This window comes from Salinibacillus xinjiangensis, assembly GCF_009649735.1.
In the GTDB taxonomy this organism is placed as follows: domain Bacteria; phylum Bacillota; class Bacilli; order Bacillales; family Alkalibacillaceae; genus Salinibacillus; species Salinibacillus xinjiangensis.
This window is the reverse complement of sequence record NZ_WJNH01000002.1, coordinates 165,238-178,782: the sequence shown is the minus strand read 5'-3', so window position 1 is coordinate 178,782 and position 13,545 is coordinate 165,238. Positions and strand designations below refer to the sequence as shown.

The 13,545-nt window shown below is 37.9% G+C and carries 14 protein-coding genes; all 14 read left to right on the top strand.

Annotated elements, in window-relative coordinates; translation table 11 throughout:
- The first annotated feature begins 47 nt into the window (after window positions 1-47).
- Window positions 48-2,123 (top strand): type I DNA topoisomerase, encoded by a 2,076-nt coding sequence (topA, locus tag GH754_RS03565; protein WP_153727367.1) that lies wholly within the window; start codon window positions 48-50, stop codon window positions 2,121-2,123.
- 371 nt (window positions 2,124-2,494) lie between these two features.
- A complete protein-coding gene (xerC, locus tag GH754_RS03560; protein WP_407690655.1) occupies window positions 2,495-3,403 on the top strand; it encodes a tyrosine recombinase XerC in 909 nt (302 codons plus the stop codon).
- 27 nt (window positions 3,404-3,430) lie between these two features.
- The gene (gene hslV / locus GH754_RS03555) at window positions 3,431-3,976 is read left to right on the top strand and encodes an ATP-dependent protease subunit HslV (protein WP_153727365.1); all 546 of its coding nucleotides are present in this window, start codon (window positions 3,431-3,433) and stop codon (window positions 3,974-3,976) included.
- A 13-nt stretch (window positions 3,977-3,989) separates the two neighbouring features.
- Window positions 3,990-5,384: an HslU--HslV peptidase ATPase subunit gene (gene hslU / locus GH754_RS03550; protein ID WP_153727364.1), complete on the top strand. Its 1,395-nt coding sequence runs from the start codon at window positions 3,990-3,992 to the stop codon at window positions 5,382-5,384.
- Window positions 5,385-5,413: 29 nt separating this feature from the next.
- Window positions 5,414-6,193 (top strand): GTP-sensing pleiotropic transcriptional regulator CodY, encoded by a 780-nt coding sequence (gene codY, locus GH754_RS03545; protein WP_153727363.1) that lies wholly within the window; start codon window positions 5,414-5,416, stop codon window positions 6,191-6,193.
- Window positions 6,194-6,469: 276 nt separating this feature from the next.
- Window positions 6,470-6,865: a flagellar basal body rod protein FlgB gene (flgB, locus tag GH754_RS03540; protein WP_153727362.1), complete on the top strand. Its 396-nt coding sequence runs from the start codon at window positions 6,470-6,472 to the stop codon at window positions 6,863-6,865.
- On the top strand, window positions 6,865-7,326 hold the full coding sequence (gene flgC, locus GH754_RS03535; protein WP_153727361.1) for a flagellar basal body rod protein FlgC: 462 nt from the start codon (window positions 6,865-6,867) through the stop codon (window positions 7,324-7,326). Before flgB ends, flgC begins: the two co-directional genes overlap by 1 nt.
- An 11-nt stretch (window positions 7,327-7,337) precedes the next feature.
- On the top strand, window positions 7,338-7,640 hold the full coding sequence (fliE, locus tag GH754_RS03530; RefSeq protein ID WP_153727360.1) for a flagellar hook-basal body complex protein FliE: 303 nt from the start codon (window positions 7,338-7,340) through the stop codon (window positions 7,638-7,640).
- A gap of 167 nt (window positions 7,641-7,807) precedes the next feature.
- Window positions 7,808-9,406 carry a flagellar basal-body MS-ring/collar protein FliF gene (gene fliF / locus GH754_RS03525; protein ID WP_323741831.1) on the top strand — a complete coding sequence of 533 codons (1,599 nt, stop codon included), beginning with the start codon at window positions 7,808-7,810 and terminating at the stop codon, window positions 9,404-9,406.
- 12 nt (window positions 9,407-9,418) lie between these two features.
- Window positions 9,419-10,432: a flagellar motor switch protein FliG gene (gene fliG, locus GH754_RS03520; RefSeq protein ID WP_153727358.1), complete on the top strand. Its 1,014-nt coding sequence runs from the start codon at window positions 9,419-9,421 to the stop codon at window positions 10,430-10,432.
- Window positions 10,425-11,201 carry a flagellar assembly protein FliH gene (gene fliH, locus GH754_RS03515; protein WP_194841272.1) on the top strand — a complete coding sequence of 259 codons (777 nt, stop codon included), beginning with the start codon at window positions 10,425-10,427 and terminating at the stop codon, window positions 11,199-11,201. The genes fliG and fliH overlap by 8 nt, the downstream gene beginning before the upstream one ends.
- A complete protein-coding gene (gene fliI, locus GH754_RS03510; protein WP_153727356.1) occupies window positions 11,191-12,510 on the top strand; it encodes a flagellar protein export ATPase FliI in 1,320 nt (439 codons plus the stop codon). Before fliH ends, fliI begins: the two co-directional genes overlap by 11 nt.
- Window positions 12,510-12,956 (top strand): flagellar export protein FliJ, encoded by a 447-nt coding sequence (gene fliJ / locus GH754_RS03505; protein ID WP_153727355.1) that lies wholly within the window; start codon window positions 12,510-12,512, stop codon window positions 12,954-12,956. The genes fliI and fliJ overlap by 1 nt, the downstream gene beginning before the upstream one ends.
- Before the next feature lie 4 nt (window positions 12,957-12,960).
- Window positions 12,961-13,545 (top strand): MotE family protein, encoded by a 585-nt coding sequence (locus GH754_RS03500; RefSeq protein ID WP_153727354.1) that lies wholly within the window; start codon window positions 12,961-12,963, stop codon window positions 13,543-13,545.

Sequence of the window (13,545 nt, the reverse complement as noted above, 5' to 3'; positions counted from 1 at the left end):
AAATTATTGATTATAAAATAAGAGAGAAACCTCTTAGGAGGATGTTTATGGCAGATTATTTAGTAATTGTCGAATCACCGGCAAAAGCAAAGACAATTGAACGATATTTAGGAAAAAAATATAAAGTAAAAGCTTCAATGGGACATGTTATCGATCTTCCAAAAAGTCAAATGGGTGTCGATGTGGAAGAAAACTATAAGCTTAAATATATAACAATCCGTGGAAAAGGACCGATATTAAAAGAGCTTAAAACTGCAGCGAAAAAAGCGAAAAAAGTCTTTCTGGCTGCCGACCCCGATCGCGAAGGTGAAGCAATAGCCTGGCACCTGGCCCGCAGTTTAGATGTAGATGAGAATTCTAAATGTAGAGTGGTATTCAATGAGATCACCAAAGATGCAGTGAAGGAATCTTTCAAGAATCCACGACACATAGACAACAAATTAGTAGATGCCCAACAAGCTAGAAGAGTATTAGACCGTTTAGTAGGTTATAATATAAGTCCTTTACTATGGAAGAAAGTAAAGAAAGGCTTGAGTGCGGGTAGAGTACAGTCTGTTGCTGTCAAACTAGTTATGGAACGTGAACGAGAGATACAGAACTTTACTCCAGAAGAGTATTGGACGATTGAATCGGAATTTAAAAAAGGTAAGGAAACCTTTGAAGGTTCATTTTACGGTGTTAAAGGAAAAAAACAGAAGCTAGATTCTAAACAAGATGTGGATCATATTTTAAAGCAATTGAATGGAGATCACTTTAAAGTAGAAAAAGTCAATAAACGTGAAAGAAAGAGAAACCCAGCACAACCTTTTACCACATCTTCTCTACAGCAAGAAGCAGCACGGAAGCTAAACTTTAAAGCTAGAAAAACGATGATGCTAGCCCAACAATTATATGAAGGTATTGATTTAGGGAAAAAAGAAGGTACTGTTGGTTTGATAACTTATATGAGAACAGACTCTACACGAATTTCAGACACGGCTAAGAGTGAGGCAGCACAATATATTGAATCCTCTTATGGTAAAGAATATTTAGGGTCTGGACAGAAGAAAATAGGGGCACAGGGAGCACAGGACGCCCACGAGGCGATTCGACCGACCTCTGTCAATCGTTCCCCAAAAACACTTAAAGGAATTCTATCTCGTGATCAGCTTAGACTATACAAGTTGATTTGGGAGCGTTTCTTAGCAAGTCAAATGGCGCCAGCGACGATGGATACAGTAACAGCCCATTTAGTGAATAATGAAGTAGAGTTTAGAGCTACTGGCTCACAAATAAAGTTTAAAGGCTTTATGAAGGTGTATGTTGAGGGAGAAGACGACCAAAAGAAAAAAGAGAACAAGCTACTCCCGCCTCTTAAGGAAGGGGAAGATGTTCTTGCAAAGGATATTGAACCTAACCAACACTTTACACAGCCACCTCCAAGATATACGGAGGCACGTTTAGTGAAAACGCTAGAGGAATTAGGTATTGGACGCCCGTCTACGTACGCGCCAACCTTAGACACCATTCAGAGAAGAGGCTATGTCGCGTTAGATAATCGCCGTTTTGTACCAACAGAACTTGGTGAAATTGTCGTGGATATCCTAAAGGAATACTTCCCGGAAATCATTGACGCTGAATTTACGGCGAAAATGGAAAATGATTTAGATAGTATTGAAGAAGGTAAGGTTGAGTGGATCAATATTATCGATGAGTTTTACGGAGGCTTTGAAAAGAGATTAGATAAAGCTGAAAAAGAGATGGAGAAAATCGAAATCAAGGATGAACCAGCTGGGGAAGATTGCGAAAAATGTGGTCATGAAATGGTTTATAAGATGGGACGTTACGGTAAGTTTATGGCATGCTCGAATTTTCCGGACTGTCGTAATACCAAGCCTATACTAAAAGAAATTGGTGTTAAATGTCCTAACTGTAAAGAGGGCAATATTGTTGAGCGGAAGTCTAAAAAGAACCGCACCTTTTATGGATGTGATCGTTATCCTGAGTGTGAATTTGTTTCCTGGGATAAGCCGATTTCAAGACCTTGTCCTAAGTGCGAGGGGTTATTAGTTGAAAAGAAAAAGAAAAAAGGGACACAGGTTCAATGTACTCAATGTGATTATAAGGAAGAACCTCAAGAGTAATGGAAGAAAAAGGGTTAAATCATGGATGGTTTAGCCCTTTTTTTGTTATTTTGAATTAATTTTATCGTCTTAATTCTCATTTATTGACACGGCTTTTCGTTAAGGCTATAATTACCCATTGGTAAGCATACAGGCTTGACAGTAATAATACATAAAAAATAATCACATTATATAGGTCATTGAAACCACTTTTTTGTATGGAACAAAGAACAATTCAGAATTTTGTTGCAATTTAGTCAAATTTATTGCATCGGTTAAATGAATATGTTAAGATTTATACGCTTCAGGTAATTATTTCTGAAATCCTTTAACAAAGCCTTATTAGAGTAAACCTGTCCACAATGAAGATTAAATGTTTCACAACTGCTGAGGTGGGGAATATGAATTTCGACTATTTTCGGGAAGTATTTGTCGAGTACTTACAAATTGAAAAGAATGCTTCACCGTACACCATAAAATATTATCTTGATGATCTGAACACCTTTTTTTTGTTTTTAGAAAAAGAAGGTATTTCTGATTTAAAAGAAGTCGATTATGCTTGTATCCGTGTTTTTTTAACAGAACTTTATGACAAAAAGCTATCGAGAAGAAGTGTCTCCAGAAAGCTTTCGAGTCTAAGAACATTCTATCGATTCTTGGAGAGAGAACAGATTGTGGAACAGAATCCATTTTTGAATGTAACCCTACCGAAAATGGATAAACCAATACCAGAATTTTTATATGAAGAAGAGATTGAAAAACTATTTACAGTTAATGATGTAAATACACCGCTAGGTCAACGAAACCAGGCTCTATTGGAGCTATTGTATGGAACGGGCATGCGAGTTAGTGAATGTGCAATACTTAAGATTGAAAATATTGATTTTTCAATTGGAACAGTTCTCGTGTTAGGGAAAGGTAAAAAAGAACGGTACATTCCATTTGGTAAGTATGCAGAAGATGCCTTAGTCCAATACATCGATGACGGGAGAAAACAGTTAGCAGACAAAGGGTCAAGTCCAACTAATTCGTTGTTTTTGAATGCGCGTGGGACGTCATTAACAGCCCGTGGTATTCGAACAATATTAAATGACATGGTAAAGAAAGCGGCACTGACGATACATGTTCACCCACATAAATTAAGACATACGTTTGCGACACATTTACTTAATGCAGGTGCAGATCTAAGGTCTGTTCAAGAACTTTTAGGACATGAACATTTGACGTCAACTCAAATTTATACCCATGTTACAAAGGATCATTTGCGCGACATATATTTGAAAACACATCCAAGAGCCTAACAATGGAGAGAAAGAGGTGTGGTACTCTTGTCAAACACATTTCATGCAACAACGATTTTTGCCATTCGACATAATGGCCAATGTGCAATGAGTGGTGATGGTCAAGTTACACTTGGGAATCAAGTCGTGATGAAGCATACAGCCAAAAAAGTTCGCCGTTTATTTAACGGGAAGGTTTTAGCTGGCTTTGCTGGGTCTGTAGCAGATGCATTTACTCTTTTTGAGAAATTTGAAAGTTACCTGGAAAAATACAACGGCAATCTGGCTCGAGCATCAGTAGAACTTGCCAAGGAATGGCGCAGTGATAAGGTATTACGAAAACTAGAAGCAATGCTCATTGTAATGAATAAGGATGACATGCTGCTCGTGTCAGGCACAGGAGAGGTTATAGAACCGGACGATGATATTTTAGCAATTGGCTCTGGTGGAAATTATGCCTTAAGCGCTGGCCGTGCATTAAAAAGATTCGCAGATGACCAAACTGCTGCAGATATTGCTCGTGCAGCATTAGAAATTGCAGGGGAAATTTGTGTTTTCACAAATGACCAAATTGTGTTAGAAGTTCTAGAATAAGGAGGTTGGATAGATGTTAGGGAAAAACCTCACCCCAAGACAAATTGTAGAAAAACTAGATCAATTTATTATTGGGCAGAATCAAGCTAAAAGAGCCGTTGCTGTTGCATTGCGAAATCGATATCGTCGTATGCAAATGGATGAAAAGTTAAGGGATGAAATTGTACCTAAAAATATTTTAATGATTGGACCTACAGGTGTCGGAAAAACAGAAATTGCCAGAAGACTTGCTAAGTTAGTAGGTGCTCCTTTTGTTAAGGTAGAAGCTACGAAGTTTACCGAGGTTGGCTATGTAGGTCGTGACGTGGAATCTATGGTCCGTGACCTTGTGGAAACGTCCATTCGTATTGTTAAAGAAGAAAAAATGGATCAAGTAAAAGGGAAGGCTGAGGATTTAGCTGAAAAGAGACTTGTAAAGCTTTTAGTTCCTGATAAGAAAAAGAATCAGTCTGTAAAAAATCCATTTGAGATGCTTTTTTCCAATCAACAAACAAATGATCAGTCAGATCAAAGTGAAGACAAAACAGAGATTGAACAAAAACGTCGTCGAATTAAACATCAATTAGATATGGGGGAACTTGAGGATCACATGGTCACCGTTGAGGTGGATGAGCAAAATTCCTCCATGTTAGATATGCTGCAGGGTTCTGGTATGGAACAATTCGGTATGAATATGCAGGATGCCTTAGGTCAATTTATGCCAACCAAGAAGAAAAAGCGTCGTTTACCTGTTCGGGAAGCGCGTAAAGTGCTTATACAGGATGAGGCACAAAAGCTCATTGATATGGATGAGGTGTCACAAGAAGCGGTTAAAATTGCAGAGCAGTCAGGCATCATCTTTATAGATGAAATTGATAAAGTAACGGGTAAGCAGGAGTCCCAAGCAAATGTTTCACGCGAGGGTGTTCAAAGAGATATTCTCCCTATTGTGGAAGGGTCTACGGTAGTTACAAAGTATGGTCCTGTCAAAACGGATCATATCTTATTTGTGGCTGCAGGGGCATTTCATATGTCAAAGCCTTCTGATTTAATCCCTGAATTACAGGGGCGCTTTCCAACTCGAGTTGAGCTACAAAAGCTAACGACTGAGGACTTTATCAATATTTTAACTGAACCTTCTAACGCACTAATTAAACAATATGTAGCTTTATTAGAGACTGAAGGTATAAATGTTGAATTTTCTGACGATGCTGTAAATAGAATTGCCGAAATCGCATATGAAGTCAATCAAGAGACAGACAACATTGGGGCAAGAAGACTTCATACCATTCTAGAAAAGCTTTTAGAGGACTTATCCTTTGAAGCACCAGATATTCATATGCAGAAAATAGACATAACAAAAGAGTATGTTGACGACAAACTAGAATCAATTGTAAAAAATAAAGACTTATCCCAATACATTTTGTAGGAAGTCGTAAAAATCTTAGGAGGATGGAAATGGAATTATTAGAAAGAGCAAGAACCATTAATGCAATGCTACAAAAAACTACGGGCAAAAACGTTAACTTTAGTGACATGTCTGGTACTCTAAGAGATGTAATTGGAGCTAATGTATTTGTCCTAAGTAGACGAGGGAAATTATTAGGCTTTGCCATTAAACAAGAAATTGAAAATGAACGAATGAAAACGATGCTCGAGGAAAGACAATTTCCAAAGGAATATACAGAAAGTTTATTCAGTATTTCAAAAACTACAGCTAACCTAGATATTGAAAGTGAATATACAGCGTTCCCTGTTGAGAATAAGGAGTTATTCCAATCAGGCTTAACGACAATTGTTCCTATTATTGGTGGTGGGGAACGATTGGGAACATTAATTCTTAGCAGACTTAAAGACCACTTCAATCAAGATGACCTCTTGCTTGCGGAATATGGTGCAACAGTAGTTGGTATGGAAATTCTTCACCAGAAAACAGAGGAAATTGAAGAAGAGGCAAGAAGTAAGGCTGTTGTACAAATGGCTATTAGTTCTTTATCTTACAGTGAATTAGAAGCTATTGAGCATATTTTTGAAGAGCTTGGTGGTAAAGAAGGTTTACTAGTAGCTAGTAAAATTGCGGATAGAGTAGGAATTACAAGATCCGTAATAGTAAATGCTTTACGTAAACTAGAAAGTGCCGGAGTAATTGAATCTCGTTCACTTGGTATGAAAGGAACCTATATTAAAGTACTGAATGATAAATTCTTAGTTGAATTACAAAAGTTAACAGCTGAATAATATATAAAAAATTCTGTAGCTACTTTGGCTACAGAATTTTTTTATGTATTTATAGATTGACCCAGTTAAATTCCTATTAGTAACCATTTATCTTAAACTATAGTCCTAAAAACGTCATGTGCCTATAGAACTATATTTAAAAATATAAAGAAAAAAAGAAATTACCAATTTTCATGAAGGACTTTTTGTGTAATAATCTAATATATATACTAAGTGACAAATTTCTACACATATTCTTGAAGTGAAACAAATTTTGAGGGGTTAGGAGGATGTAATTTGTCTATTTTTAGTGGTACAATCCATACCCTTGAGCAATCATTAGATTATTCATCATTAAAAAACAAAACCATTTCAAACAATATTGCAAATGTCGACACAGCTAATTATAAAGCGAAGGATGTCGTATTTAAGGATGTGTTGAATTCAGCAAGTTCTTCACTGGAAGCAAAACGTACACATCCTAAGCATCTGCCGTTTCAGGCAACTCCCAATACAACACCCTACAATGTTATACAACGAGATAACACCACGTATAACCATAACGGGAATAACGTGGACGTAGATAAAGAAATGACCGAGTTAGCTAAAAATCAGATTTATTATCAAGCAGTTGTAGATCGTCTGAATGGAAAGTTTGGTAGTTTAAAAACCGTTATTAAAGGAGGGAGATAATGAGTATTTTTCACTCCATTAACACAAGTGCAAGTGGTTTAACCGCTCAACGACTTCGAATGGATACTATTTCTTCAAACATCGCAAATGCTGAGACTACGAGAGCTCGCCTAAATGAAGCAGGAGAGTGGGAACCGTACCGTCGCAAGGTCTTAGCTTTTGAGGAGAAAGATACTACTTTTCGTGGTCAGCTTCAAAATGCCATCCACAAACAATCATCAGCAGGAACTGGGTCAGGAGTACAAGTTGCTGAGATCAGGGAAGATGATGAGCCGTTTAAAATGGTCTTCAACCCTAATCATCCAGACGCAAATGAAGATGGGTATGTAGCCATGCCTAATGTCGAGCCATTAAAAGAAATGGTTGATTTAATGAGTGCGACAAGGTCTTATGAAGCAAATGTAACATCCATGAATGCGTCAAAGGATATGCTCTTAAAAGCTTTAGAAATTGGAAAGTAAGGTGATAAATGATGCCAACCATTAATCAAATATTAGCAACATCTCCGAATCCACAACTTTCAAAAGGAGATCGTACGTCGCCTTTTGAGGCGCAGCAAAACTTTTCACAGTCATTAAAGAATGCAATAGATAAAGTGAATGATTCACAAATTAAGTCAGATCAAATGACTACTGCTCTTGCTAAGGGTGAAATCGATAACTTACATGATGTTATGATTTCAGCACAAAAAGCAAGCATTACATTACAAACGGCAGTAGAAGTTCAAAGCAAAGCTATTGAAGCTTATAAAGAAGTGATGAGGATGCAATTATAATCTATTAGTTTGTGATTATTAATAGATATACGAGGTAGAATAATATTTTTTGTACGTTTTTAAAAAATATTTTTAAAAAATGAAAAACGGGCTGTCAAAAGCCTTGTTTTTTCTTTGTTATCCTCCAATCCAAATAAAAAAATAGAATCAGTATGGAGGCAACAGTAGTGGAGAAGCTTCGATCTTATTATCAAAAAACAACTGAATTTTGGAAGAATAGAACACTAAAGCAAAAGTCAGCGTTTATTGGAGGCTTTGTTTTCATTCTTTTGCTTATCGTATTTATAAGCGTTTTTGCTAATAAATCAAACTTGGTACCACTTTATAATAATCTTTCGCTGCAAGAAACGGGTCAAATTAAAGCCGAGTTAGATGCAAGAGCTATTGATTATGAAGTGAGTGGTGGTGGAACCTCCATTTTGGTTCCGGAAGAGCATGTGGACACATTGCTTGTTGATTTAGCTGCTCAAGGGCTTCCAAACAGCGGGAATATTGATTATTCTTTTTTTAGTGAAAATGCATCTTGGGGCATGACAGACGGCCAGCGAGAAATGATTGAACTGGACGCCTTACAAACCGAGCTATCAAATTTAATGAAAAGAATTGAAGGAATACGCGAAAGTGAAGTTCTGATTACGAAACCTGAAGAAAGTGTCTTTATCAATGAAGAAACATCAGAGGCATCAGCTTCCATTGTGATTCATACTGAGCCTGGGTATAAATTTAACCAAAATCAAATTGATGGACTCTATCATTTAGTTTCTAAATCAGTTCCTAATCTCCCTACTGATAATATCGTCTTAATGAACCAACATTTTGAGTACTTTGATCAAAAAAATTCAAAAGATATGTCAGTAGGCACTACTTACTTAGAGCAACAGGAGATTAAAAAAGAGGTTGAACGAGATGTACAAAGGCGTGTACAACAGCTATTAGGTACGATGATTGGAAGAGAGAATGTAGTTGTTTCAGTAACAACAGATTTAGATTTCACCCAGGAAAATCGTGTTGAAGAAGTGGTAGAGCCTGTTGATATGGAGAATATGGAAGGCCTGCCAGTAAGTGTAGAGCGAATTACGGAAACCTATTCAGGAGACAATCCACCACCTGAAACGATCGGTGCTGACGGGGAAATTCCTGAATACAATACTGCCGAAGGTGAAGGTGCAAATTCCGAGTATGAAATGGTAAAAGAAACCATTAACAATGAATATAACCGAATTCGTAAAGATATTGTAGAAAGTCCATATCAGGTTAGAGATTTGGGGATTCAAGTTGCAGTTGATCGAAAAAAAGATCAACCATCTGAGAATGGAGATGCCCAATACCTAACAGCCCAAGAGGAAGCTACAGTAGAGCAAAGTATTGCGTCTATTCTCGATTCCATCATTTCAACAACAGTTTCGGAAGAGTATGGCAATATTAATCCTGAGGAAAAAGTTTCTATTGTATTCCAGGAATTTAATTCACAACCGGTTGCTGACCCAGCACCAACACCTGTGGTACCAACATGGTTATATGCAGCTGGTGCGGCATTGCTACTATTGATTGTGATATTGCTATTGCTTGCTTTCCGAAAACGCAAAAAGGAACCAAGCGAAGAACATATCGAAGAGCAGATTGAGGAGCAAGCCATACATGTTCCTGACATTGAGGATCAACCTGATACAGAAGAGCAGCTACGAAGAAAACAACTTGAAAATATGGCCAAGGATAAGCCAGAAGAGTTTGCGAAACTATTAAAAACTTGGATTGCAGAGGAATAGGAGGGATTTAGAATGGCAAAACAGAGAAATGAATTAACCGGAAAGCAAAAAGCAGCCATTCTCTTGATCTCTTTAGGACCTGATGTTTCTGCTGAAGTATATAAACATTTATCAGAAGAAGAAATTGAACAATTAACGTTGGAAATTTCATCTGTTAAAAAAGTAGATTCAAATCAAAAAGAAAAAGTGATCGACCAATTTCATCAGATTGCATTGGCGCAAGATTACATTTCAGAAGGTGGAATTGGATATGCAAAAAATGTTTTGGAAAAAGCATTGGGTGAAGACGAGGCGACTAAAATTATTGGTCGTCTAACCTCATCATTACAGGTTCGACCATTTGATTTTGCGCGAAAGGCTGATCCTGCGCAGATATTAAATTTTATTCAAAATGAACACCCGCAAACCATAGCACTTATTCTATCTTATCTAGATGCAGAGCAATCTGCACAGATTCTTTCTGAACTTCCTGCTGACATGCAGGCTGATATTGCTAAGCGGATTGCCATTATGGACTCTACATCACCCGAAATTATCAATGAAGTAGAGCAAATTCTTGAAAAGAAATTATCTGCAACAGTAACACAGGATTATACCTATACTGGTGGGATAGAAGCAGTTGTAGAAGTGTTAAATGGGGTTGATAGGTCCACTGAGAGAACTATTTTGGATGAACTAGAAACACAGGACCCAGAACTTGCAGAAGAAATCAAGAAAAGAATGTTCGTCTTTGAGGATATTGTCACCCTTGATAATCGTTCTATTCAGCGTGTCATCAGGGAAGTTGAAAACGAAGACTTAATGCTATCTCTCAAAGTAGCAAGTGAAGAGGTTCAGCAGGTTTTATTTAAAAATATGTCCAATCGAATGGTAGAAAACTTCAAGGATGAAATGGAATATATGGGTCCCGTTCGCCTACGAAATGTTGAAGAGGCTCAGACTAGAATCGTTTCGGTCATCAGAAGGTTAGAAGAAATTGGGGAAATCGTGATTGCTCGTGGTGGAGGTGACGATATCATTGTCTAATATATTGAAGGTTCAACGTGAATCACAGGACCAATCAAAGACAATCTCCTTAAAACCAATTTATAAACCAACTACTAAACAACAGGACCAAGAGCAAGAAACACTTAATTTAAAGGCTAATGCCGAACGAATGTTCAAGGAAGCACAAGAGAAACTCCAACAGGCTAAACAAGAATCTGAGCGTATAATCGAACAAGCCAATCAGCAGCTTCATGAGGAGCAGGAAGCCTGGGAAAGTGAGAAGGAAAAGCTGTTTGAACAATTAAAGGCTGAAGCTTTTGAGGTAGGCTTTCAAGATGGAAAGGTTGAAGCTGAAAAGCAACACCAAGCCTATGTGGATGAAGCAAGCTCGTTGATTAACTTAGCTAAACAAGAATATGCCGAGATCATTGATAAAAGTCATGAGGACATACTCCAGATTTCTCTTAATGCTACTGAAAAAATACTTGGATATGTATTAGAAGACAACCAGGAGAACTTTACAAAGCTAGTACAACAAGCATTGTTAATCGTGAAGGACAAGCCTAAAATAGATCTTCACGTACATGTAAGTGATTACGAGGGGCTTCTACAGCACAAAGAAGAACTGACCAATCTATTAAGTGATCAGGCTGACCTAACCATTTATCCTAGTAAAGAAGTCAATCGACATGGCTGCTTAATTGATACCCCAAATGGACAAATTGATGTGGGAGTTGATTCTCAGCTTAATGAATTAAAGGTGAAATTGCTGGATTTACTTGAGGAGGCTAAAACAATTGAAGGCTAGTCTCGTTCTAGATTGGTTAGAAAAGATTGATACTGTAAAAAGCTATGGAAAAGTAACGAAAATAGTTGGCATCATGATAGAGGCAACAGGTCCTGATGCGAGCATTGGTGATGTATGTTATGTGTACACCAAAAATAAGCACCAGCAGCCGATTATGGCGGAGGTTGTAGGCTTTCAAAAGGATAGTGTACTCCTCATGCCCTATGCACAGGTGAAAAATATAGGTCCCGGCTGCCTAGTTGAAGCTACTCAGCAGCCATTAATGGTACAGGCGGGCAGAAGTATGATTGGAAGCATTTTGGATGGCCTTGGTAATCAGTTAAATCAATCCTCTTTACCTAAAGGTCTATCCACGATTGCGACGGACCAAGACCCGCCAAATCCAATGGAAAGGCCGCCCATTAAAGAAAGAATTTCAATTGGTGTCAAAGCGATTGATGGCCTGCTTACTATTGGGAAGGGACAACGTGTAGGAATATTCGCTGGTAGTGGTGTTGGAAAAAGTACATTACTCGGGATGATAGCTCGAAATAGTGATGCTGATTTGAATGTAATCGCGTTAATCGGTGAAAGAGGTAGAGAGGTTCGAGAGTTTATCGAAAATGATCTTGGTGAGGAAGGCTTAAAAAAGTCCATTGTCGTTGTGGCTACCTCTGACCAGCCTCCATTACAACGGATAAAAGGAGCCTATACCGCTACAGCCATTTGTGAATACTTTCGGGACCAAGGATACCATGTCAACTTAATGATGGATTCAGTGACGAGGGTGGCTATGGCTCAGCGAGAAGTTGGTTTGGCAACAGGGGAGCCCCCTACGACTAAGGGCTATACACCTAGTGTTTTTGCCACTTTGCCTAAATTGCTCGAACGAACAGGCACTAATGTACACGGAACTATTACCGCTTTTTATACCGTACTAGTCGATGGTGATGACTTAAATGAGCCGATTGCGGATACCGTGAGAGGAATCCTGGATGGCCACTTAGTCCTTGATCGCTCTATTGCTGAACAAGGTCGCTATCCTGCTATTAATATCTTAAAGTCTATTAGTAGGGTAATGAATCAAGTTGCGAAAAAGGATCATATACAAGCAGCTGCATTTATACGAAATCTCTTAGCTGTTTATGAGGAAAATAAGGAGCTCATCCAAATTGGGGCATATAAAAAAGGTACTTCACGGGAAGTGGATGAAGCCATTTCTTTTTACCCACGAATTATAGGATATTTAAAACAAAGCATGGATGAAAGCTTTCCGGGTGATGAAGGTATTCAAGTACTACTCGATATAGCCAATGGGAGTGAAACGTGATGACAAACGTACAAGCCTTTGAAAGAATACTTAATGTTAGAACCACAGAAAAAGACATGGCTTATAAGACATACCAAGATGCCATGGATCACTTCGAGGTAACTGCAACGGAGCTATATCATTTTTTAAAAGAGAAGGAAGACCTTGAAAAGGATATTTCGAAGGGGTTCCAGTCATCCATTTCTGCTGAGCAAATACGAAATTATCATTCCTACATGCAAAGTTTAAATAGCAAAATCGCGAAATTACAGCAGGCTGTTTTACATGCCCGTCAAGACATGGAAAGCTCGCACGATCAACTAACAGAAAGATATGTAGAAATGAAAAAATACGAAAAGATTATTACACATAAAAAGAATTCCGCAAAACAAGTGGAAGTAAAAAAAGAAAAAGAGCTTTTGGATGAAGCGTCGATTCAACAATTTTTACGCCGTGGAAATAGGTGAGATGATGAGTACAAAAGATTTTCCTGAAAAAGAAAAGGCAGGTAAGCTTCAATGGTTTTTATTTGTTATTGTCGTTCCCATTGTTTTTGCCATTACCTTGCTCATAATTGTATTAAATATCGCGGGTGTCAATGTACTAGATTTAGCTGATAAGTACGGGGAACGTTTGCCGTTTGTCTCTGCTATGAATGAGAAAGAGCAGGCGGAGGAATTCCAACAAGAAATATCAGAATTAGAATCAACAGTTAAAGAGAAGAATTCCCATATCGAGCAACTTGAGGTGGAAATAGAATCTAAAGATCAACAGATTACTAACTTAGAGGCTGAGATTACAGCATTAACAAAGCAGTTAAATGAAAAGGAAGTTGAAAAAGAAAAGCAGGCAGAACAGATTAAAGAGATAGCTTCTTCATTTACTGATATGGAACCTAAATCTGTTGCATCTATTGTAGAAAATGTAGACCAAGAGGTAGCTTTATCTATCTTAAAGGATATTCCATCTGAAGAGAGAGGTGCGATTTTAGCCTCCATGAGCCCAGAAAAAGCAGCTTCCTTAACGAGTGCTTTTATTAACGGTCGTGTTGAATAA